The organism is Cohnella faecalis (assembly GCF_003570905.1).
Taxonomy (GTDB): Bacteria; Bacillota; Bacilli; order Paenibacillales; family Paenibacillaceae; genus Cohnella; species Cohnella faecalis.
Genome location: NZ_QXJM01000040.1, coordinates 708,020 through 730,377 on the forward strand (window position 1 = coordinate 708,020; position 22,358 = coordinate 730,377).

Sequence of the window (22,358 nt, forward strand, 5' to 3'; positions counted from 1 at the left end):
GTTGGCGGAGAGCGCAGCTCAAGCGAAGGCGCGGGAGATTGGTTTTTGTGGCGCTACTCCTCGGATGTTATCTTGTCCGAATATCGTGCCTCAAACATCTCGGTTAACTTCTTCTTCACTTCAGGATCTGCAAACCCACGTATGGCGCGACTTTCGTTACGTTCGTTGTAGTCGATTGCCTGCAAGTAAACGATCTTCTCTGCCGCATCCATGTTCGTTAAACTATTCATCGGCTTGAGTCTCTTGCGGATTTCCTTATTCATCCGCTCGATTGGGTTGGAAGTGTAAATGGCTTCCTTGATGAGGCTGGGAAATTTGTAAAAGGTCAGCAACGTAGGCAGTTGCTCCTTCCAAAGTTCCATCTCTTTTGGATACAATTTGCCCCACTTTGCGTAAACCGTGTCGAAGGCTGCTAATGCAAGATCTTTGTCCTCAGCCGTGTAAACCGTTTTGATATCCTCGATAACTTCCGTTCGATGTTGCACCCGGATTTTTGGGAAAGTAGCACGGACTTTGTGCACCACACAGTGCTGCACGTCGGCTTTCGGGTAAGTCTCGCGGAAGGCTGCTTCAAGCCCTGTCAGGCCGTCAAACACGCCGAGCAGCACGTCTGTCGCCCCGCGTATATAAAGATCTTTGAGTACTTCCCGCCAGCCATTTGAACTCTCTTGGCCGCCAATGTAGAAGCCAAGGATTTGCCGGTGACCATCTTCGTCGATCCCCATCGCAAAGTAAACGACTTCGCCACTTACGGTGCCGCGTTTGAGTTTGACGTAAAGACCGTCGAGATAAATAACCGAGTAACGTTTCTTTAGCGGGCGCTGCAGCCAGATTTGAATGTCCTCCAACACTGTCGCTGTAATATTACTGACGGTCGTAGGCGAATATTGGCTACCAAACATGCTTTCAATGAAACGGGCGACGTCTCGTGTGCCCATACCGCTTTTGTACATCTGAATAACAGCTTCCTCTAGCCAACCATCTCGGCGCTGATACGGCTCGAATACGCTGGTTTGGAATTGGCCATTACGGTCACGTGGTACCTGGAGATCTTCAATGTGACCATACTTCGTGTGGAGGGTGCGCGTGTAATAACCGTTCCGGCTATTACGCTGATGTTCTTCCTGCTCCTCCAACATGTGTTTGATTTCAGCTCGCATGATCGTCTCAATGTTCTGTTTCACAAACTGTGTGACAAGATTTTCAAATAGATCGTTAAGCATGTTTTCGGGTATAGTAGTCATCGAGTAGGGCTCCTTCTTGGTGGCGTCGTAACCCCGAGAATACCCTACTTTTTTTTGTTTTGGTAAGACTCCAAAACATGGTACACAAACAATTTTACGTCATCTATGAGGCCGAAATCTCACATGTGGATTGGTCACTTTTGGACTTACGCCGGCATGCAACAGAAGGTCCTCATCCCGTTTTCGATAGACATGATTCATTTTATAACCGATGAACGGCGAGAATAGGTCGGATGGCATTCGCATGCCCACATTTTAGAAATATTTTCGAATTGTTTTCGAGGGAGTTTAGACTCCTCCTTTAGACTAAGGTTGTAAGCAAGAGAAACCATACAATCTTAAAGGAGCGAGTAAGATATGAAGAAGAGAAACCAATGGTTGATGATCGGTGGGGCTGCTGCTGCGGTGACGTTATTTACGGCGACGGCGTTCGCGTACACCCCGAATACGGAAGGGTACAACGCGTTCAAAGAGGCGCTGAAGGCGAACCAATTGTCGGGCAAAGCTTTCGAGAGCGCGACGATGAACGGGAACTTCACCGTGACAGTAGATGGCAAGTCAGTGCTCGCCGCGAACGGCAAGACGAAGGTGGCGGACGCGGAAGACGGACACATAGTGAGCAGCGACTTCGACTTCACCCTCATGGGCATCGCGCGCAGCGGCAGTCTGTACAGCAACGGCGATGAAAGCATCTATATGGTCGACCGTACGCACAATAAGCACTATCAGGTGATTAACACTGACGAGGAGAACGCCGGCAAGCACCGCGTGCGGCCTTATGAGGACGACTCCTATGACCGCTCGATGAGCAAAGCGGAAGAAGTGCTCCTCGACTTCATAGTCGGCGACCTCAAGGATAACTTTAGCGTGGCGAACCATGCGGACGGCTCGAAGACGATCACGGCAGACATTGACGAGAAGGACATTCCGCTTCCGATTCGACTACTGATGGACGCGGCAGAGTCTAATGACAGGATTGAGCGCAAGCATACGGAGGAAGTGCCGGCCGAATGGGAGCGGGTCAAGCAGCTGCCTTTCTTCCAAGGACTTAAGGACATCAACTTCGAAGAGCAAATGCCGGAGCTGACGAAAGACTTCGCGATTGAGCACGTGGTGCTTCAGTTCACGGTGAATGCGGACAACGAGCTTCAGAGCGTGCAAGGCGAGCTTGAAGTAAGCGGCAAGGACGAAGCGGGTGTCGCCCACACGGTGGAGATCGAAGGCGCAGGAGACGTCAGCGGCATTAACGCTACGATGCCGGACGTGTACGACCCTGCCGGCAAGAGCATCGAAATCATCGACGCGGCAACGTTCGAAGATCGCGGCTAACATCACGATAACGGGAGGACCTGTCATATGTTCGAAGTGGACAATTTATCGAAGGTCTACCCCGGAGGCCGCGGTTTCCAGGGGCTCAATCTCACCGTACTTCCCGGTGAGGTTGTCGCATTATTGGGGCCGAACGGTGCCGGGAAGACGACAGCACTGCAAGCGATGGCCGGGTGGCTCGAAAGCGACCGCGGGAATGCGCGCTTGGATGGCGCTTCCGTCGCCGACCAGCCCGAGCAGACGAGGCCGCACATGGGCTTGATGATTGGCGAGCCGACGCCGTACTCCTATCTCACGGGTTACGAGTATTTGAGACTCTATCACAAGCTGTACCCAGGCATCGACGAAGCGCGTATTCGGCAGACGATAGAGCTTGTGGGAATGTCGAAGCACCACGGGCTCAAGATCAAGAAGTACTCCACCGGCATGAAACAGCGGATTGAGCTCGCTAGCGCGCTGCTTCACCGGCCGAAGCTGCTGCTGCTCGACGAACCGTTCTCGGGCATGGACATTGAGGGTCGGCGGGAGATGGCCACGATATTGCACAGTCTCGTAGCTGAGACGGGGATGAGCATCATCGTCTCGTCCCATCAGGTGCACGACATAGAGGATTGGATCACGCATGCATGCATCATCTTCGAAGGGCGGCATATCGGTACCGCGAGCGTCGCACAGATTCGCGAATCTTTCCCAAGCGTAGAAGAATACTATTTGCACGGAATTTCGCAAGAAAGGAGCGGGGCCGCATGATCGCGCAATTGAGCTATCTCACGGGGGAAGAGCTGCGTAAGCTGCTCCGTGGAGGGAAGTTAAAGGTGCTGCTGCTGCTCGCCTTTCTGATCGGCGTCTTCCTCGTCTTCATCGGCGACCGTATCGGGCTGGACGACAACCTCCCGTCAACCGCGCTGGAACTGTTGCTTGCGATCGTGTTCCCCTTATTCATGGCGTCGTTAGGGAGCGACCTTATGGTCGGCGAATTTAAGGACCGTACGATCAAGCATGCGCTGAAGCTGCCGGTCAGCCGAGAGTCCCTTTTCATGGGGAAAATGCTCGCGGGTTGGACCGCCGGTGCGTTGATCGTACTAAGCGTGTTCGTGCCAACGTTGATCGGAAGCCTGGTGCTCCAGGGTGTGCCTGCACTCTCCGAGTTGGGCGCGAATTTGGCTGAACTCGGCGCTGCGATTCTTTTCTGCGGATTATTAGTGGTGCTGGCTAACTGCGTGGCTTTATGGACGGGAAGCGGCGGAGTGGGGCTGACGGTAAGCGTTGTGCTGTGGATGGCGATGGGCGTCGTCGGCTTGCTTGAACCGCAGTCGAGCCGTTTCCTCGTCACCGAATTCACGGACTGGGTGCGGCCGCTTCTGTACGCAGGCGATGCCGGCGCATCGATTTCGACATTGCTATTTATAATTGCCTACTATATCATTGGCACTATATTGGGCTTGTTATCCTTTCAAAGAAAAGAGATCTAATAGGTGTCTATTCGACTGAAGCTCATTTTAACGTATATTGTCGGCATTTTGCTGACCGCAGCGATCGTCATGGTGACGGGGATCGGACTCGTCACGGGGGTCGTCTCGTATTTCGCGAAAGGCATCGTGAAGGATCAAACCCCGCGCGAGGCGTTCCAACGGGGCATCGATCTGATCGTGGACTTGCGCTATGCGGAGCGGTATAAGTCGGAGGAGCTGACCTCCCCCGCATTCGCGAGCCTGTTAGGGGATCAGCTGCAGCCGTTCGGAGGCTTCCTTGTCGTCCAGGAAGGAGAGCGATGGGAAAGCTACGGCGCGCTCAAGAAAAAGGATACGTTCCTTGAGCAGTTGCGGAAAGACGTTTCGAAGCCGGGAAAGCATGCGGACGGCGCGTTCACGGTGAGTTCGTGGGAAGGACGCGATTTGTTCGCGCTGCGGTACGATTTTCCGGCGATCGACGATCCCTTAACGTATTACCTCGTCATTGACGTGACGGAGGTGTGGACGAAGGGCGACCGTTTCCCATTATTTGTGCTTCTTGGCATTGCGATCTTATTTGGGATCATTCTTGTCCCGCTGATCTGGATTACGACGAAGGATATCGTCAGGCCGCTGCGGCAGCTTGAACAAGGTTCCCGCCGTATCGCGGAGGGGGACCTGAACTTCAGCCTGCAATCGAAGGTGCGCAACGAAGTAGGCAGCGTGATTCGCTCGTACGAGAAAATGCGCAGCGAGCTCCAGCAATCCATAGGCGCGCAACTGGCGCTGGAGGAGAACCGCAAAGAGCTGATCTCGAACATTTCGCATGATCTGAAGACGCCGCTCACCTCGATTAAGGGATATGTGGAGGGGATTCGGGAAGGTATCGCGAACGATCCGGAGAAGCTGAGGAAGTATATCGACGTTATTTATACGAAGACGCTCGACATGGACCGGATGATCGACGACCTGTTCCTGCTGTCGAAGCTGGATCTCGAGCAAGAGAAGTTCCACTTCGATGCGGTGTCGCTGGAGGAGTTCTACCAGCAGACCATGAGCGAGCTGTACATCGAATATGAGAGAGCGGGCATACGGCTGACGGGCGAATACGAGGCCGGATCGGACGCTGTCGCGACGATGGATGCTCAGAAGATCAAGCGGGCCATACTGAACATCGTCGGCAACTCGGTGAAGTTTATGGATAAGAAGGAACCGCATATCCATGTGTGTTTCGGCCGGCAATCGGAGGCGTGGGTGATCGCGGTGAGAGATAACGGTCCCGGCATGGAGCAGAGCGAGCTAGTGCGGATTTTCGACCGGTTCTATCGGGCGGACGCCAATCGGAATCAGAATGTGGCAGGCTCCGGGTTAGGTTTGGCCATCGTGAAGCAAATCGTCGCGTTTCATGGCGGGACGATTACCGCAAGAAGCGAGCTTGGGCAATCTATGACGGTGATGTTTACGATACCGATGAATCGGTCTCGAGCGTGACGGGAGAGAGTAAGAAAGATGACGAAGCGGAAAGTGTTAATCGTCGAGGACGACCAAGCGATCGCCGAGCTGGAACGGGACTACCTTGAGGTACACGGCTATGAGGTGACCCTTAGGGCAGACGGCCGACAAGCGATGGAAGAAGCGTTGGAGCAAGCGTACGATCTTATTATTCTAGACGTCATGCTGCCGGGCATGGATGGCTTTGACATTTTGCGGCGGATTCGCGAGACGAAGTTCATTCCGGTACTGATGGTGTCCGCCCGCAAGGAAGATATCGACAAGATCCGGGGACTCGGCTTAGGCGCGGACGATTACGTAACGAAGCCGTTCAGCCCGTCGGAACTCGTGGCGAGGGTGAAGGCACATCTTGAACGATATGACCGGTTGACCGGGGCCGCGGCAGGCGCCGGTACTTTATCTGTCCGGAAGATACGCGAGCTGAACATTCGCGGACTTGCGATTCAGGTCGATGCCAGACGGGTGACGCTGAACGGGCAAGAAATCACGATGACCGCCAAAGAGTTCGACTTACTGCTCTTCCTCGCGGAAAACCCGGATCGGGTCTATTCCAAGGAGGAACTGCTGGATAAGGTGTGGGGTATCGATAACTTCGGGGATTCCGCCACGGTCACGGTCCACGTCGGGAAGATCCGCGACAAGATTCAGAAGGACCCCGCAAAACATCAGTTTATCGAGACGGTGTGGGGCGCGGGGTATCGATTTAAAGTGTGAATGCGTCCCCAACCTTCAACATACTTCTATAACAAAAAGGCACCCGATCGGGTGCCTTTCGATTTCGCTCCATAGATAATACGGTGAACCTTATCACAAGTAACGGCAAGTTTTTATTGTTCAACTCGAATCAAGTATGCAAAAATCGCCGATGATACGATCAAAAGGAAAGGAGGGAGGACTTCTATGTACGAATGGATTAGATCGGTTGTAAACAGTGTTACTCTAACAACGGTAAACTTATATACAAACATTTCATTCACGCTCGAAGAGGCACAACATTACGCTGTTATTGGAACAAGTGGCAGTGGAAAAAGTATCAATTAGCTTTAGATATTTTTGATGCAATGGGCGGGGGAAATTTTGAAAGCAACATTAATAAGAAACTAAATCTAGCAAACCTCATGAAGCTAAAAGAGGTTAGGGTATTCGATCTGAGTGGTGGGGAATTCAAACTCATTCAAGTGATGAAGGAAATGCTTAATAGCCCAGACTTGATGATTATGGACGAACCAGATGTGTTTTGTTGTTACGCACAACCGATATTTATTGAATCATTGCTTTAACAAAATTTAGATTACAACCCTAGCGGGAAGGGTAAAAGATAAAGCAAAGATGCCTTTAAGCCACATCCAATGGTTTAAAGGGAGGCGAGGGTGGTATAATCACGCTAGAGTGTTGGAACCAGAAGGGTGATAGCCATGAGCGTAATACGGTTGGAGAACGTCACGAAGAAGTATGAAGAGTCCATGATTTTTCGCGACATTTATTTTCGAGTTATGCAAGGGGAACGTATCGGCCTAATTGGACGGAACGGCGCCGGCAAGTCGACGGTATTTAAGCTCATCATGGGCAAGGAAGAGCCGACGTCCGGCAGAGTAGAAATAGATCCTCAGGTGCGAATCGGGTATTTCTCGCAATTCTCGGAACTCAGCGGAGGCTTGTCCGTTCAACAAGAACTAGAAGCATGCTTCAAGCAGGTTGCCCTTATTGAGCGAGAGCTGCAAGAGGTCGGAGATAAGCTGGGTGTGGTTGCCGACGACAGCGAGATGGATGCGCTACTAGCAAGGCAAGCGGAGTTATTCGAACAGATGGATCATCTCGATGGCTGGAACGTGTCCGTCGAGATTAATACGGTGCTTACGAAGCTAGGGTTTAACGACAGATCCCGCAACCAGCCGATCGATGAGTTGTCCGGAGGATGGCGTAACCGCGCGGCGCTCGCAAAAATGCTAATTGAGCTGCCCGATGTCGTTCTGCTCGACGAGCCGACGAATTACTTGGATATGGAAGGGATCGCATGGCTGGAGCAGTGGCTGTACCGATTCAAGGGTGCCATGATTCTGGTGTCGCATGACCGGCAATTTATCGACAAGGTCGTCACACGCACGATCGAGATTGAGAACTATCATTTTCAGGAATACGAAGGCAACTACACAGATTACGTCCGCAAGAAGAAGATGCGCAAGAAGGAACTGGACCGCCAGTTCGAGTGGGAGGAAGAGTTGCTGCTCATGGAATCCGAGGCGATCGACGATCGTGCGAACCGGAATTCCGGTTCCAAGGACCGTCTCTCGCGTAAGCTGGCGGATAACAAGAAGCGGATAGAGCCGCATCCCGTTAACGTGCTAATTACCGACATCTACGAGAGGTTGCGCTTCCCGGACAAGCTATGCGAAGTGAAGAAGATCGGGCAGACATACGAAGGTAGGCAGATCTTCGAGAACGTTAGCTTCGATATTCAGAAGGAAGATCGCTTGGTCATCGCGGGACCGAACGGAAGTGGGAAGTCCACGCTCATTAAGGCGCTTACCGGGCAGGAGAAACCGGATTCCGGAGAGGTTGTCTGGGAGAAAGGTGTTTACTACGCCTACTTCAACCGTACGTGGGAGGAGCTTGATCCTAAGGATACCGTCAGCCACGCGGTGAATACGTATGGATTGGGACTGGACGCTCCGCGCAAAAAGGTGAACAAATTCCTAGCTATGCTGCAATTCTCGGAGGCGGATCTGAGCAAGGCGATCGGCAATCTGTCCGGCGGGCAGAAAGCTCGGGTGGCGCTGGCTAAGTGTCTTCTCTCAGGTGCGGCCGTTATCATCTTGGACGAGCCGACCAACCATCTGGACCTCACGAGCATACAGGTTATGGAGCAAGCTCTGATCCATTTTCCCGGCGCGGTTATTACGGTAAGCCACGATCGCTTCTTCATCGATAAGATCGGAACCAAGATGCTGACCTTCGATCTGGTAACGGGAGTGACCGAACAGAGCTTGTAAGAGAGGATGGCTCTCTAAATACCTCTCAGCGTTGGCTAAAGCGGATTCGAGGGGCCGTCCTCCTAGCGTGACAACTTTATTTGCCGCAGAGTAGTAATAGGTTCATACATTGACAGTCATAAGAAAGAATAAATACATGTTATAAAGCAAGGGCACCCAAACGGGTGCCCTTAAATTTCGCCTTACAGATGATATGCTGAACCGTATCACAAATAGTTACAACTTTTCAGAGACAATCGAAATAAGATTTGTAGTATAAAGCGCCAGTTATTGGCGCTTTTTGTGTTGTATCTTTAAGGTCGTATGCTATAATTTGGGTATTATTTCCTAGTGGGTGGTGCTTTTCCATGGCAGTTCAATCTAATTTGGAAGTCCAAATAACAAATGATCATATTGGTAAGTTACTTAAATTTCAACCACTAAGGGCATTATCTGAATTAATTTGGAATGCTTTAGATGCTGATGCTACAGAGATTGATATAGATTTTGAACGAAATGCATTAGACGGATTAGAACATATAATAATTAAGGATAACGGACATGGAATAGACTTCAATTTAGTTGACGAACACTTTGGAAAGCTAGGAGATTCACATAAAGTTAAAGATAAAGTTAGCCCTAAAGGAAGAAAGTATCACGGTAAATTAGGTCAAGGGAGATACAGTGGATTTGTCTTGGGAAGAAGAGTTGAATGGGTTAGTTTGATCAAGAAAGAAGAGGAATTATATGAGTTTGCAATATCGGGACATGATAGCAATTTAAAATTATTCAGTAAAACAGAACCCTCAAGAACTAATGGACAAAATTCAGGAGTAATAGTATCAATTACTGATCTTATTAACGAAAGTGCTGATAAAATTGCTGATAAACTAGGCCTTATTCAGAATCTTACGATGATCTTTGCTCCTTATTTATTGGCCTATAAAGATATTTCTATACGGGTAGAAGGGTTTAAACTCGAACCAGCAAAACAAATAATCAATACATATGAATTCCCGTTATTTGCACATAATGAAGAACAGTTACCGGTCAGAGGTACTTTGAAAATTATTGAATGGAAATCTAGTAAGCATAAAAATTTATATTTGTGTGGACAGACTGGAATCGTCTTTGAAGAAGAACCATCAGGATTCAGATCTAGCTCGTTTTCACACTCAGCGTACTTGCTAAGTAATATCGTTGATGACCTATGGGAAACAAACCAGATTGATGTTAGAACATTGAATCCTGACTATAATACGCTTAGGGAATTGACAGATTTAACGTTACGTGATCTATATCGTCAGAAAATGGCCAGCGAAGCTTCAAATGAAATAAAGAAAATTAAAAAGGAAAATATTTATCCCTATAAAGGAGAAGCACAAACTGTTGTTGAGGAAGCTGAGAGACAAGTATTTGATATTTGCGCCGTAAAGTTGAATCAGTATTTGCCGGATTTCAGCAAAGCTGAAAAGGGTGCTAGAGAGTTTACATATAGGCTTATGAAGGAGGCACTACAATCAAATCCGGACAGCTTACAAACAATACTGAGAGAGCTTCTTAAACTTCCTACAGAGCAACAAGATGAACTTGCTGCAATTCTTGAAAAGACAAGCTTGGAGTCAATAATTAACACTACAAATCTGATATCCAATAGAATCTTATTTTTAAATGGACTGGAACAAATTTTATTCAGTGATCAATACCGTAAAAGGTTGAAAGAGAGAAGTCAGTTACACAAAATTTTACTTAGGGAACTTTGGTTATTTGGTGAGCAATACGTGTATGGATATGACGATATTTCTCTTAAGAATGTTCTCAAAAAGCACCTTTCAATTTTGGGAAGAGAGGAATTAGCAAAAGAAATTGATTTTAAAAGCATAACCTCTTTAGATGATATTCCGGATATAGGACTATACCGTCAGTATAAGTATGGAAGAGACGATTGTTACGAAAATCTTGTGATCGAACTAAAGCGGCCTAAATGTGTAATTGGAACTGAAGAGATCAGCCAAGTCAGAAGATATGCTCATGCAATTGAAAAAAATAATAATTTCGATAAAGCGAAAACAAAATGGAAAATAGTATTGTTGGGAACTGATCTTGATGAGGATGCACGTTTAGAATCATCACAGGGTGATAGAGCACCAGGATTGATCTATAAAAGTAAGACCGGTAACATGGAAGTGTGGTTGAAGGAATGGAATGAGATAATACAAGAAGCTAAGGGGAAACATCAGTTCCTTAAAGAAAAGCTTGAACTTGAAGTGAAGGATAATGAGGAAGGCCTTAATTATTTACGAATGAAGTACAAAGAATATATTCCGGATTAATCAGAAGAGGGGCCTACGCACCCTCTTCTTCCTTATTTACGTTACATTCAGCCTGCGATGCTCCATAATCCTGAACCATTTCAGCAAGTGTTTTAATAAATTCAAAGTAGTTTTCATCTTCATTGACCATTATAAACTCTCCTTTTGTTTAGACCGGGTAATACAAAGGAGAGGAAATTAGGGTTATTATTCCGGAGAGTCAGCTTATCTTGGACAGCATTGAAAGTTCATGACATTCAGCCAAGAATCAGTGCTTAAATAGATACTTAAATAAAGTGATACGAAGCATGCTCAACTTACTTGTTAAAAGCAAAGGCGACTTTGTTCCAAGATGTCAGCAATGGCAATCATAAATAAAAAGCAGTCAGTTACTTAATCTCAGATAGAGTTAAGCATCGGACTGCTTGATTCTTTTATAGACATGGAATACAAAACTGAGACTATAACTCACCTACAAGATGTGAGATCATAAATAAACATGAAGTAAACAAAAACAAAGTTCATACATAACGATCCGGACGATCCAGATAGCTCTGAATCGTTTTAAGTAGGATTGAACGATACGAGCTATGCAGAGCGATTTATATAACATCAGAATGCGTTCTGGGCTACTTCTATTATCATATCAGCTTCAGAGATTGCGATGACATATGTTTTCATAATGTGGGCTTGAGTTTTGACATGCTCATATATTAAGAAGCAAATTGCTTGGAAAATGACAAGAAAGAAGAATGATAATGGAGAAGAATATCACGAAAAGAGTAAAATACTACACTAATTTCATGAGCTTATATGAATTTCTTGTGGATGCTCAGTATTCAAGTCCAAATCAAGATGACGATTTCAAGGGAGAGATCGAAATTGAGCCTGAAATGCTCAAAAGATTAGTCCACCAATTCAATAAACTGTATATCTCTAGAAGAAAAGGCTACCTGGTTCAGAATCATTTTCAAGTGCATGAGCGAGGCAAAGCATTTGTTTATAAAGATCAAACGCTTAGTGATACTGTACTGCAAAATCATCTGCTCGGAAAGCAAACAATCGCTTGCTATCCTTGTAATGCTTATAGCACGAAGTGGTTTCTCTTCGATGTTGATGTGGCCTTGAATGGTCAGGATGCAATCATTCTAGCTAAACGCTGTACTAAAAGATTGATCACTACGCTTAAAGAGTATATTTCAGAAGAGTACATACATTGTTATAGAAGCGGAAGTAAGGGCTACCATATTGTTATTTATTTAAGCGAACCCGTTCAAAGAAAACGAATTGAAGAGTTTCAGCAGTGTATTATTGCTATGGCTGGTTTACAAGGATTAAAGAATGCTGATGTTGAGATCATTCCGCAAATAACAAATGAAAAGAAACAAGGCAAAACAGCTAAACTACCTCTTGGACGGAATCACATCAATTTAGAGTATGGTTCAAATTTTTGTTGTCTTGTAAATCTTGATACGCTTGAGTATAAGCCATCACAGTACAGAAACTTTTTGGATATAGACCCGTTGGATAGAGACTCCTTTAATAAGGTTGCTGATGTTGTTAAAGAAATAGCGCCCGTCGCAAAAAAGCAGCACATTCCAATGCGTCGTATAGAAAAGAAAGTTGAAATTGCACCACGAGTACTCCAAGAGAATGATATATTTTCTTTTTGTAACAGCTACGAGGTTACAGCTCATGGCCAGCGTCATGACATGACTTTTGATTTGGCATTAAGGTTAAAGAATGACTACAAGTTATCACAGAAAGAAACGGAAGCAGCGCTATTAGATTGGCTTGATAACCAAGAAGGTAGATATGGTTCTTCTAGAGTAGAAGCGATAAGAGATACAAAGTTTCAGGCCCAATATGTCTACAGCAGAGGGTATGAGCTTAGGGGGAAGTTAATTCATAGTATCGTTGTGACAAGAGATGAAGCTGCTTTTTTTGCTGATATCGTAAATGAAGAGAATAAGATTGGTATTATGGAACGGAATGCAATGACTGTGTTAGTTGCGTTCATTAGGCATGCTAAGTTATTTGGCGACAATCAATTCTTTATGTCTTACGATCAAATTGAGGGAATTTCGGATGTAAGAAGAATGGCGATAAATCCTTGCATAACACGCTTAGAGCATTTAGGGAAAATAGAAATAATAGAGCGAATCGATTTCAAGAAAGGTATAACAAAAGCAAACAGGTATAAGATTGCATTGGATGTTATGCATGAAGAATCTACGAAAGGTTACACGATCCACTATGACAGCAAGATCAATGTGTTGGAAATCTTATCGGCTTTCTACAGTGTAACTCAATTGAAATCAATGCTTACGAAATCACTTTATAATAACATTTTGGAATCGCAAGAATCTTCTTAGAACGCTGAAAAAGCTTGTTACGATAAGAACAACGGTTTATATTTCTAAGCTAACAGGAACGATCTGAACAGCTTATACGAATAACACAAAACCAGTCATTGCGACTGGTTTATTTGCGTTTATTTTCACTTGTGCTTCTCATAAATTTGACGTTCTTTAAAGCGTAATCAAGGGCCATATTGATAAGTTCATTTCTGGAACGTTCGCTTTGTAGAGCCAAACTATCTAACTTATCAGCAATAGCTTTATCTACTCGAATAGTGATCGTCACACTTTTCTCTTTAGGTGTCACAATAAAATCATCATTATCCATTTGCGTTCACCTCTTACATCAGTATAGAAATTGTAAGAGGTCGAAAATAGAACACAAATTGCAATCATTATAAATTACAATTTAGAATCAGCGTGGTAAAATATTACTCAAACTAAACGCTAGGAGAGCTACTATGTCAAAGTACAAATGGCTAGGGATAATTGCAATATTATTGGTCGTTCTTAATGGTTTTCTAATCATGCATCTATACAAAAAAATATCCGGAAGTAGCGACAGCAATCACTATGTGGCACAGGGACAAGTGAATAATCTAACTACAGGTAATACAGACGTAAAGAATGCTTTGGACTACTTGGAAATCCAGAGTGATTTGTCACAAGGCTTCAAAGAGTATGCTCTGAGTGACTTCAAATCCAAGAATACAATGAGCATTAAGATTAATAAGATGGCTTTATCAAAACAAGGTAACGATATTATTCTTAAGGCAAACCTGCTGAATGACTCTGCAAGTAATGTGAATTGGATTCTAGTGAATATACAGCTATATAATGCAGTCGGACATAATATTGGCCTTGTGCCATATACCATATTGTCTAGTCAAACTGGTGATAAACCATTAGAACCAGGAAAAGAAATAACTCTGAATCATACGTTTGACGGTGAAAGCGTAGAAGAATGGGATGGTAGATTCTCTGTAGATGTACTCACAAAGAACTCTGATAGCAGCCAAACATCTAGCCAGAGCAATGCTGAGCCTAAAAAGAAAGAAATAAATGAAAAAGTCTCTAAAGAGGATCAGATTGAGTCAGCAATCACAGACGCTGTTAGCGAATTAAACGGGATTGAAATTTATCAAAGAGACGGAAGGTATGTAGTTGAGGCGACTTATGATTTAGAAGATGGTCCCTACCTAAAAAGTGCTGCTGAAAAGGTAGCTCGTGACTTTACATTCGCAGCATACGCTACAGGATTGCCTATTCTTAGGACATCCATAATAATCAATAAGCCTGATAGGATAGTGGGGCTAACCGTTACAGTGGGAAGTGCTCAAGCAAATACACAACCAGAAAGCACTTGGTCTGATTCAAAAATTGGTCCTACAATCTTTATGGATTGGGTAAAGCAAAATTCCAATGACGATTATAATAATCTTGGCAATCATACAGTAGCTAAGTACAACTTTTAGCGTGTACTTACAAATTTATGAACTGTACGATAAGTTTCAACTATACGTTAAGGAGTTGAAACAATGGAAACGAATCTAGATTTGATTAACCAGTATGTGAAAAGTGTTGTAGAAAAAGAGCAACTTCTGGAAAAACTAAACTTAACAGTTTTATCGGAACAAGATATGCACAAACTGATGTTGCTAACCTGTACTATAAATGAGCTAGTCGGACGAATGGTAGATGCAGGACTAATTCAAATTGAAATCAAGAAGTAATCAGATTAGCATTCGTATTACAATTTCAATTTACACTTAAACAAATATGATACTACAAATAGTAATCAAATAAATTTAACTATTTGTAGTATCATATTTTATTTATTGATATGGAATACAAGAATGAAAGTATATCCGACTTCCAATCCTCGCGTGCCTCCGCAAAGCATTTTTGTCCAAGTAATTCTAATTAATTAAACATCATAATGATAATTCCGTTCTTAATCCAACATGAATTGCAAATTCTTTATCGAAATCAATCACTGCTTTGTTATCACGATAGGCCCAAGAGTAAAAATATCTATCCATTCCATCTTTCTTCCATTTATTACCTATCAGTCCAAATTCAAAAAAGGTTTTTAATATTTCCTCTAGTTTTATATTTGGATAGATGCTTTTATTCTTTTCATAGTATTCTTTCAAATTTTTGAACTTAAATTCTCCTCTATTATATTGTTTGAGCAGTAGAGTGCCTTCATCAATTAACAAATCATCAAGATGGCCTGACAACTCATTTCTAACTTCTTGAAAAAAGTATGTAGAATAATCTTTTTCCAACTCGATAAAAGCATGTTCTTTAAACCGACTCTCTTGTGCATACTTTTCAATTATGAAGTTTAGGTAAGTAACAACATCTCTAGGTCTGAAAAATGTTCGACCAAGCAAAAACTTCTCAGTATCAATTCGTCGTATTTGTTCGGGAAAGAATAAAGTAAACAGTTCTACTCGTGACTTATCTTTTAAATCTGGCACTGATGCTTTGATCTTTGTAAATACTAAATCAAACAACGGTGAGTCTACTTGAATTGTTGCTCCCCAATCAATAGTTATAGAGTTATCAATTTTTATCTTATTGAGGTCTGGGTCATTTAATATATAAAAAATATCCGTTCTCAATAGAACCGTTACTTTACCATTGATTCTATTGTCCAACATAGATAAGTTGATTTTGTCCACTGCTTTAATCAAGCTAATTATACTGTTTTTGTAAATTTCGTTGTTTCTGAATTTATCATCTAGCTCATCATAAATTAAAGTGTATTTACAATCTGTTTCAGCAAGTAATTCAAATACAGTTTCTCTCAAATCGTCAAGATAGTATAGATATGAGCCAACACTGTATTTCTTTGTTTTCCCATGTTCTCCACCAAATTTAAACAAATTCCCACTTAGTTTGTTTTGTTGCGTTACTTCGATAATCTTCATCGCATTTAACTTTACTGTAAAGAAATTGTCCCTTACGAATTTGTTCAATTTCTGCCATGTTTCTGAGTAACTAAGATTTTCGTTTTCAAGACAAAGTTTAGCTAGTTCAAGTAAAATAACCCATTCCCATATGGAGATATATTCATTTGGCTTAATATCACCATTTTTTAAATTGACCAATTCGTGAAATTGGAATTCTTTATATGAACAAAGATTACAGAACCACTCAGCATCGTTTTGTGCTTTCTTTTTAATAAACTCACCTAATATTGATTTTCCGGTTCCTTTTCTCCCTAAAACTAAGTATTTCTCATTTTGCATAACTTTATGGTAAATTTTGTTATGATCGTAGAAGTAATTTTCAAAATCAGGTCTATAACTTGCTTCCTTCTTCCCGTCATTTTTGCCGAGAAAAATATCGTTTAATGTGTACATTATCTAAAACCCCTTTGCATCTTCTCTATGTACAAACAATTCCCACCTCAGTAAGATGTCCACATAGATTCATATGGATGTTACTTACAGGAGGTTAGTCTATGAAACAAAAAATCAAATCTGTTCTTGGCTATGTTCGCATCAGTTCAGACACGCAAAAAGATAACACTTCAATTGCTGAACAGAAAAAGCGTATTCAGGCATATTGTACCAGTCAGAATTGGAATTTGAAAGGAATCTTTGTCGATGAAGCTAAGTCTGGCTCTAAAATTGACGAAAGAATCGAATATGTAAAAATGATTGAATTTGCTCAAGATAAATCCAATGAGATCGATGCAATAATCGTGTTTAAGTCAGATAGAATTCATCGTCATTTGAAGAATCTATTGATTATGATTGAAGACGATTTACAGCCACATGATATTGCATTTATCAGCGTCTCTGAGAACTTTGACACTTCCACGCCACAAGGAATGCTCACATTACAAATGCTTGGTAGCTTTGCAGAGTTTGAGAGAAACTTGATCAATGAACGGACACGCTCTGGTCGTGTAGTTACAGCTAAATCAGGCAAGTATGCGGGTGGAAAAATTCCTTTCGGTTACTTAATAGATGATGGCAAATTCGTTGTAAATGAGTGTGAAGCAACACTCGTTCGCAAGATGTTCCAGTTGTACGCTGAGGGTAAAAGCTATGGTTTTATAGCAAAATATATTAGCTCGCTAATCAAACAGTCTGGAGACGATCCTGGCAGCTCTGATGCCAATAAAAGCTGGTCGAGGACTTCAATATGCTATATTTTGCGCAATGCTTCGTACACTGGACTACTTAGCTATGACGGTAAGAAAGAAAAGAATCAAATTCAGGTTAAAGCTTCGATTCCAGCAATCATATCAAAACAGTTATTCAATAAGGTCCAAGCAATGCGAGAACAGAAAAGAAAGATGGACGCTTAGTTATGGCGAAGAAGAAACGAGTTCTTACTGTCTCCAGTGCGTTCATCAATAATCAACTCATACCTCAGATCAGAATTCAGGGCAAGTGGCTGAATGATCTGGGGTTTTCTATTGGATACAAGGTTGTAGTTGAAGAAATACAGGGGCAATTAATTATTAGAGTGGTGGAAATTTAGTCTCAGAGCGTCGTTCATATAATCCTCTATGTTGGGTTACTATTCAAAATAGGAGAGGGTTCGCATGACAATGAAAGTTGCAATTTACACTCGGGTAAGTACAAAGGAACAAGCAGAAGAAGGGTTTAGCTTAGATGCTCAAAGGGGTGTATTAACAAAGTTTTGCTTGGATAAGGGTTATGAAGTAGTGGGTATTTATTCAGATGAGGGCATCAGTGGTAAAAACAAAAAGCGGCCAGCACTTCAAAAAATGCTGAAAGACAGCGCATCAAGCAAGTTCAATCTTGTGATTGTATGGAAATACTCCAGAATAGCCAGAAATCTAGTAGACACGCTGACCATAGTACAAGAACTGAAGAAAAATGATGTCAGCTTCAAATGCCTAGATATTGATTTTGATACAACGACTCCAGCAGGTATCATGCTCATGCAAATGATGGGCTCTATTGCTGAGTATGAGAGAAACAATATTGTTGAGAATGTAGTCCTTGGTATGAATCAGCGAGCAAGGGATGGGAAATGGAATGGTGGTATTTTATTCGGCTACAATTCGATTAATAAATCAATACAAGTCAATCCAGAAGAGGCTGAGGTAGTGAAGCAAATGTTTACATGGTATCTGAACGGCGTAGGACCAGTGTTGATCAGAGACAGATTAAACAAACTTGGAATAAAGACGAAAAAGGGCAACGAGTTTAATACGATAGTTGTTCGTGATATTTTGACTAATCCAGTGTATAAGGGCTATATACGATTTGGAAGAAGACGGGAGCATAACAAACTGAATGAAAGCTACACTTTAGTCGTAGGGGAACATCAGGCGATAATTGACGAGGAAACTTTTGAAAAGGCGCAAATCGTCATGCAGTCTAATAAAAGAAAAACAAAGCGTGGTACAAGTGGCGTTCATTTACTGACTAGCATTCTTAGATGTCCAGATTGCGGTGCAAAAATGTATTTTCATCCTGCAAGTGCACCTAAGCCAGACGGAACATATAGAGGCTATTATATGTGTAGCAGGTACAAACAAAACGGAACGTGTAAAGCAAGGACTATTAATGCTGAGAAAACTGAAAGAGCAGTAATTGAACGATTGGCTCATTTCATCGCTTCACAAGAAATTGTGAAGGGCGTTGTGAATGAGCTTAACAACAATGGTACGATGGATTTAAGTCTGGTGAAGAAGCAGCTAGAAACGATTCTAAGAGAGATTCGAGAATTGGAAAAAGGTAAGCATAAACAGATGTTGGATTACAGCATGGGAAAGATTGATGTGGACAGCTTTAAGGAAATAAAACAGTTCACCGAAAAAGTAATTAAAGAACGAGTTGAACAGAGAGAAGCTCTAGAGAAAGAGCTAGTCAAATCGGTCAATAACACAGTGAACTATAATGCCGTGCATAACGCACTAAAGAAGTTTCAAACCATGTTTCAAAAAGCTGATATGAAATTAAAGAAGCGGTTGCTTGATTCGCTCATTGAGAAAATAACCTTGAATGAGGATAGAACGATTAAGCACATTGAGTTCAGATTTGAATTGCCAAATAATAATGGTCCAGATGATGTAGAAAGTAATGATGTTGTAACAAGTCATGGCACGCTGAACCGTATCATAAGTAGGGCGAAAGCAGAAATCTGAAATTATGGTGAATAAGGAATCTCACTAAGCAAGAGGCGCGCATTTCGACGAGAATCTGTGTACTGGTGAGTGCGGGAACCGATACTTACAGTTTATCAGGCATCTCAGGTATTACAAATATTGTTAATGAGTTAGCTTTCATGATTATTATCCTCAAAAGGTAATGTTATCGCTGAATAGATATCAATTCATGAAACATCTTATCTAATAACAATATTTCCGCTTTTTGGCTGATAGCATGGTTCCCAAGCTTTACATCAATGATAAAGTCATTGCTCAGCCACTGACGATAACGGGAAATAATATCGTTCTCAGGCAATTCTCCCATTGCCTTCGTTTCTGGTGGGATTACCGGAATTCCGGCTTGCTCTACCAGGTGAAGGTTCTGTTTAATATCTGCGGCAATCTTGCTTAGAATCTTTATACTTCTTGCTGTCTCAATATCCACCATTCCGTCATTCGTGTAGAAATGCTTGTTGACGATAGCCAACGCAATATGCGATATATGGAATGCCAGAATGTCTTTTTGGATTTCATAATGCAAATTGACCGATTCGAATAGTTGGGCAAGCTCTTTCACTCTTTCAGTCGTCCGTCCATTTATTTCACCAAAAATGGTCCCCTGATGTTTTTCGGAACCAAATTGGGCGTATAGAACATCCTCTTTGATGTCTCCACCCGCACCCGGGAATCCTGGGAGCAGCCGTTCTCCCACGATTTCAAGCCAGCTGTCATATCCTATGGTGTTGGTCAAAGTGACAATGGTTTTGCTCTTATTGTTCTTGATCGCAGTCAGGGAAGATTCGGCCTGATCATATCGTACGGGAACAAAGATAAAATCATAAATGTCGTCGTTCTCAAGCTTGTCAATCGTCTTGACCGATATTTGCTTGATCGTTCCATTGTCGTTGTATGACAGTCCGTTCCTTTTAAGTGCCTCCAACCTCTTTCCTCGTGCCAGCAAGGTTACGTCCAGTCCGTATTGTGCAAAGCGGAGTGCGTATACACTGCCAACCACGCCGGCGCCAAATATCAGAAGTCGATAGGGCTTGGTGTTCAATAGAATCCTTCCTTTCAAATGGGTTTCGGGCCACGACAACCCACCTGCTCGGATGAGCTTGGTCGATGCGCTCCGTGCGGGAGGGGATACAAATCCGATTGAAGTTGGTTGTAAACAGTGTTACGCTAACAACGCTAAACTTATATAATCTATGCTCTACAATACACCTAATAATAGTCACTATTTTACTATTTCAGATATAAAGAAAGGTAATACTATGATAAAAGTTGAAAGCTTATCCTTCTCATTTCCGCAAAAAGAACTATATAAAAACATTTCATTTACGCTCGAAGAGGCACAGCATTGCGCTTTCATAGGAACAAGTGGCAGCGGGAAAAGTACATTGGTCGATATACTGTTAGATCCAGAAAGATATTTGTTCGAGGGCAAGTTAGAGATAGACCCAACCTGCAAAATGGGGTATGTAAGTCAGTTCTCTCCACTAGACAGAACGAAAGAAACAACCGTTTTTGAATATATCGGAGATAAATATATTAAGATACAAAATGAAATACAAACGATTTGTACTGAAATGGAAACATCATCGGATATTGAGCCGTTACTCGAAAAGTATCAATTAGCTTTAGACGCATTTGATTCAATCGGTGGGGAAGATTTTGAAAGCAACATAAATAAGAAATTAAATCTAGCAAACCTCATGAAGCTAAAAGATGTTAGGGTATCCGACCTGAGCGGTGGGGAATTCAAACTCATTCAAGTGATGAAGGAAATGCTGGGTAGTCCGGACTTAATGATTATGGACGAACCAGATGTATTTTTAGACTTTGAAAACCTAAATGCGCTTAAAAATCTTATTAATGCTCACAAAGGAATACTGCTAGTTGTTACGCATAACCGATATCTATTGAATCATTGTTTCAACAAAATCATACACCTCGAAAACACGGAAATCCAAGAGTTTGATGGGCGATATATGGAGTATAACTTCTCATTACTTCAGACTAAAATGGAGTTACAAGAACTCGCAGTCGCTGAGGAAGAAGAATTTAAGAGAAACGAGAAAATTATAAATAATCTAAGAGCTATTGCAACTTTTAATGCAGACGCCTCTAAAGGTAGAGCGTTAAAAGCTAGAGTTAGTTTTCAAGCGAGATTGGAAGCACGCAGAATTAAAGCGCCATTTGTTGATATCAAGGAGCCGAATATTAGTTTTGGTATTGATAATGAAATTGAAGATATGACTGTTATAAATGTAAGTAATTATAGTGTTGCCTTCGATCAGTTGCTCTTGGACAATGTTAGCTTTGAGATAAAATCTACGGATAAAGTGGCCATTATCGGTCCAAACGGTACCGGAAAAACGACTTTACTTCGAGACATCTTTAACAATAATCATGATTCCATTGAAATAAATGCGGATGCTAAAGTGGCTTATTTATCTCAGATTCAAGGCGAAATGCTAAAGGATTCAAATACAATACTAGAAGAATTCATCGATGCTGGGTTTAACACGTATGATGAGATCAGATCATATATTTCGCATTATGGCTTTGAAGGAGAAATCGTTAATCAAAAGATAGAATCTTTATCTGGTGGAGAAAAAAATATTCTTCAATTGGCTAAAGTTTCTACCAGTAAAGCAAACGTATTGCTTCTTGATGAACCGACAAGCCATTTAGACACCTATACACAAATCGCACTGGAGAAAGCAATTGAAGCCTATAAAGGTGCGATTCTCATGATATCTCATGATTTCTATTCTGTCGTAAATGGTATGGATTATGTATTAATCATTAACGATAAGACGATTAGAAAAATGAGTATGCGAAAATTTAGACAGATGATTTATGCTAGTCATTTTGATAAAGACTATTTAGAAACGGAACAAAATAAAAAAGCAGTTGAAATGAAAATAGAATTGGCTTTAAGGAATACTGATTTTGAACTTGCAAAAGGTTTAGTTGATGAGCTAGAAGAGCTGATTAAGTTGCTTTAAATGACAACCCTCTAATTGA

The 22,358-nt window shown here is 42.5% G+C and carries 18 protein-coding genes and 1 pseudogene; 15 read left to right on the plus strand and 4 right to left on the minus strand.

The window, feature by feature from the left end; all coding sequences use genetic code 11:
- Positions 1-53 precede the first annotated feature (53 nt).
- Positions 54-1,244 carry an IS256 family transposase gene (locus tag D3H35_RS24675; protein ID WP_119151796.1) on the minus strand — a complete coding sequence of 397 codons (1,191 nt, stop codon included), beginning with the start codon at positions 1,242-1,244 and terminating at the stop codon, positions 54-56.
- Between the two features lie 357 nt (positions 1,245-1,601).
- On the opposite strand from D3H35_RS24675, the gene D3H35_RS24680 reads away from it, so the two are divergent.
- From D3H35_RS24680 to D3H35_RS24720, 9 genes and pseudogenes are all read left to right on the plus strand, one after another.
- The gene (locus D3H35_RS24680) at positions 1,602-2,573 is read left to right on the plus strand and encodes a hypothetical protein (RefSeq protein WP_119151797.1); all 972 of its coding nucleotides are present in this window, start codon (positions 1,602-1,604) and stop codon (positions 2,571-2,573) included.
- A 27-nt stretch (positions 2,574-2,600) separates the two neighbouring features.
- Positions 2,601-3,323 carry an ABC transporter ATP-binding protein gene (locus D3H35_RS24685; RefSeq protein WP_119151798.1) on the plus strand — a complete coding sequence of 241 codons (723 nt, stop codon included), beginning with the start codon at positions 2,601-2,603 and terminating at the stop codon, positions 3,321-3,323.
- Complete coding sequence (locus D3H35_RS24690; RefSeq protein WP_158594251.1) at positions 3,320-4,045, plus strand: ABC transporter permease; 726 nt, start codon at positions 3,320-3,322, stop codon at positions 4,043-4,045. Before D3H35_RS24685 ends, D3H35_RS24690 begins: the two co-directional genes overlap by 4 nt.
- A gap of 3 nt (positions 4,046-4,048) precedes the next feature.
- On the plus strand, positions 4,049-5,515 hold the full coding sequence (locus tag D3H35_RS24695) for a sensor histidine kinase (RefSeq protein ID WP_119151800.1): 1,467 nt from the start codon (positions 4,049-4,051) through the stop codon (positions 5,513-5,515).
- Between the two features lie 18 nt (positions 5,516-5,533).
- Positions 5,534-6,250, plus strand: a complete 717-nt coding sequence (locus D3H35_RS24700) for a response regulator transcription factor (protein ID WP_119151801.1) — start codon at positions 5,534-5,536, stop codon at positions 6,248-6,250.
- Positions 6,251-6,561: 311 nt separating this feature from the next.
- Positions 6,562-6,823, plus strand: a pseudogene (locus D3H35_RS32880) (ATP-binding cassette domain-containing protein); the annotation flags it as partial.
- Between the two features lie 128 nt (positions 6,824-6,951).
- The gene (locus D3H35_RS24710) at positions 6,952-8,526 is read left to right on the plus strand and encodes an ABC-F family ATP-binding cassette domain-containing protein (protein WP_119151802.1); all 1,575 of its coding nucleotides are present in this window, start codon (positions 6,952-6,954) and stop codon (positions 8,524-8,526) included.
- Between the two features lie 347 nt (positions 8,527-8,873).
- The gene (locus D3H35_RS24715; RefSeq protein WP_119151803.1) at positions 8,874-10,838 is read left to right on the plus strand and encodes an ATP-binding protein; all 1,965 of its coding nucleotides are present in this window, start codon (positions 8,874-8,876) and stop codon (positions 10,836-10,838) included.
- A 737-nt stretch (positions 10,839-11,575) separates the two neighbouring features.
- On the plus strand, positions 11,576-13,192 hold the full coding sequence (locus tag D3H35_RS24720; RefSeq protein ID WP_119151804.1) for a TOTE conflict system archaeo-eukaryotic primase domain-containing protein: 1,617 nt from the start codon (positions 11,576-11,578) through the stop codon (positions 13,190-13,192).
- Positions 13,193-13,301: 109 nt separating this feature from the next.
- Here the strand turns inward: D3H35_RS24720 and D3H35_RS24725 are convergent, their stop codons facing one another.
- Positions 13,302-13,505 (minus strand): CopG family ribbon-helix-helix protein, encoded by a 204-nt coding sequence (locus D3H35_RS24725; protein ID WP_119151805.1) that lies wholly within the window; start codon positions 13,503-13,505, stop codon positions 13,302-13,304.
- Between the two features lie 133 nt (positions 13,506-13,638).
- Here D3H35_RS24725 and D3H35_RS24730 point away from each other — a divergent pair, with 133 nt between their 5' ends.
- Both D3H35_RS24730 and D3H35_RS24735 read left to right on the plus strand, forming a co-directional pair.
- Positions 13,639-14,652 (plus strand): hypothetical protein, encoded by a 1,014-nt coding sequence (locus D3H35_RS24730; protein WP_119151806.1) that lies wholly within the window; start codon positions 13,639-13,641, stop codon positions 14,650-14,652.
- Between the two features lie 63 nt (positions 14,653-14,715).
- Entirely contained in the window at positions 14,716-14,910 is a 195-nt protein-coding gene (locus D3H35_RS24735) for a hypothetical protein (protein WP_119151807.1), read from the plus strand.
- Positions 14,911-15,111: 201 nt separating this feature from the next.
- On the opposite strand, the gene D3H35_RS24740 is transcribed toward D3H35_RS24735, so the two are convergent.
- Positions 15,112-16,551 (minus strand): P-loop ATPase, Sll1717 family, encoded by a 1,440-nt coding sequence (locus D3H35_RS24740; protein ID WP_119151808.1) that lies wholly within the window; start codon positions 16,549-16,551, stop codon positions 15,112-15,114.
- A 101-nt stretch (positions 16,552-16,652) separates the two neighbouring features.
- On the opposite strand from D3H35_RS24740, the gene D3H35_RS24745 reads away from it, so the two are divergent.
- The 3 genes from D3H35_RS24745 to D3H35_RS24755 all read left to right on the plus strand — a co-directional run bounded on the left by D3H35_RS24745 (position 16,653) and on the right by D3H35_RS24755 (position 19,322).
- The gene (locus D3H35_RS24745) at positions 16,653-17,507 is read left to right on the plus strand and encodes a recombinase family protein (protein ID WP_119151809.1); all 855 of its coding nucleotides are present in this window, start codon (positions 16,653-16,655) and stop codon (positions 17,505-17,507) included.
- Between the two features lie 2 nt (positions 17,508-17,509).
- Positions 17,510-17,683 carry a SymE family type I addiction module toxin gene (locus D3H35_RS35015; protein WP_119151810.1) on the plus strand — a complete coding sequence of 58 codons (174 nt, stop codon included), beginning with the start codon at positions 17,510-17,512 and terminating at the stop codon, positions 17,681-17,683.
- A 64-nt stretch (positions 17,684-17,747) separates the two neighbouring features.
- Positions 17,748-19,322 (plus strand): recombinase family protein, encoded by a 1,575-nt coding sequence (locus tag D3H35_RS24755; protein WP_119151811.1) that lies wholly within the window; start codon positions 17,748-17,750, stop codon positions 19,320-19,322.
- Positions 19,323-19,488: 166 nt separating this feature from the next.
- Here D3H35_RS24755 and D3H35_RS24760 read toward each other — a convergent pair whose 3' ends face one another.
- Entirely contained in the window at positions 19,489-20,382 is an 894-nt protein-coding gene (locus tag D3H35_RS24760) for a ketopantoate reductase family protein (RefSeq protein WP_119151812.1), read from the minus strand.
- A gap of 217 nt (positions 20,383-20,599) precedes the next feature.
- Here D3H35_RS24760 and D3H35_RS24765 point away from each other — a divergent pair, with 217 nt between their 5' ends.
- Positions 20,600-22,339 carry an ABC-F family ATP-binding cassette domain-containing protein gene (locus tag D3H35_RS24765; protein WP_119151813.1) on the plus strand — a complete coding sequence of 580 codons (1,740 nt, stop codon included), beginning with the start codon at positions 20,600-20,602 and terminating at the stop codon, positions 22,337-22,339.
- The last annotated feature ends 19 nt before the right edge of the window (positions 22,340-22,358 follow it).

Coding starts and splice junctions, on each gene's coding strand:
- D3H35_RS24675 (WP_119151796.1), bottom strand. CDS start 1,244: ATGACTACTATACCCGAAAACATGCTTAACGATCTATTTGAAAATCTT.
- D3H35_RS35015 (WP_119151810.1), top strand. CDS start 17,510: ATGGCGAAGAAGAAACGAGTTCTTACTGTCTCCAGTGCGTTCATCAAT.
- D3H35_RS24700 (WP_119151801.1), top strand. CDS start 5,534: ATGACGAAGCGGAAAGTGTTAATCGTCGAGGACGACCAAGCGATCGCC.
- D3H35_RS24690 (WP_158594251.1), top strand. CDS start 3,320: ATGATCGCGCAATTGAGCTATCTCACGGGGGAAGAGCTGCGTAAGCTG.
- D3H35_RS24735 (WP_119151807.1), top strand. CDS start 14,716: ATGGAAACGAATCTAGATTTGATTAACCAGTATGTGAAAAGTGTTGTA.
- D3H35_RS24730 (WP_119151806.1), top strand. CDS start 13,639: ATGTCAAAGTACAAATGGCTAGGGATAATTGCAATATTATTGGTCGTT.
- D3H35_RS24685 (WP_119151798.1), top strand. CDS start 2,601: ATGTTCGAAGTGGACAATTTATCGAAGGTCTACCCCGGAGGCCGCGGT.
- D3H35_RS24680 (WP_119151797.1), top strand. CDS start 1,602: ATGAAGAAGAGAAACCAATGGTTGATGATCGGTGGGGCTGCTGCTGCG.
- D3H35_RS24755 (WP_119151811.1), top strand. CDS start 17,748: ATGACAATGAAAGTTGCAATTTACACTCGGGTAAGTACAAAGGAACAA.
- D3H35_RS24710 (WP_119151802.1), top strand. CDS start 6,952: ATGAGCGTAATACGGTTGGAGAACGTCACGAAGAAGTATGAAGAGTCC.
- D3H35_RS24715 (WP_119151803.1), top strand. CDS start 8,874: ATGGCAGTTCAATCTAATTTGGAAGTCCAAATAACAAATGATCATATT.
- D3H35_RS24765 (WP_119151813.1), top strand. CDS start 20,600: ATGATAAAAGTTGAAAGCTTATCCTTCTCATTTCCGCAAAAAGAACTA.
- D3H35_RS24740 (WP_119151808.1), bottom strand. CDS start 16,551: ATGTACACATTAAACGATATTTTTCTCGGCAAAAATGACGGGAAGAAG.
- D3H35_RS24725 (WP_119151805.1), bottom strand. CDS start 13,505: ATGGATAATGATGATTTTATTGTGACACCTAAAGAGAAAAGTGTGACG.
- D3H35_RS24720 (WP_119151804.1), top strand. CDS start 11,576: ATGGAGAAGAATATCACGAAAAGAGTAAAATACTACACTAATTTCATG.
- D3H35_RS24745 (WP_119151809.1), top strand. CDS start 16,653: ATGAAACAAAAAATCAAATCTGTTCTTGGCTATGTTCGCATCAGTTCA.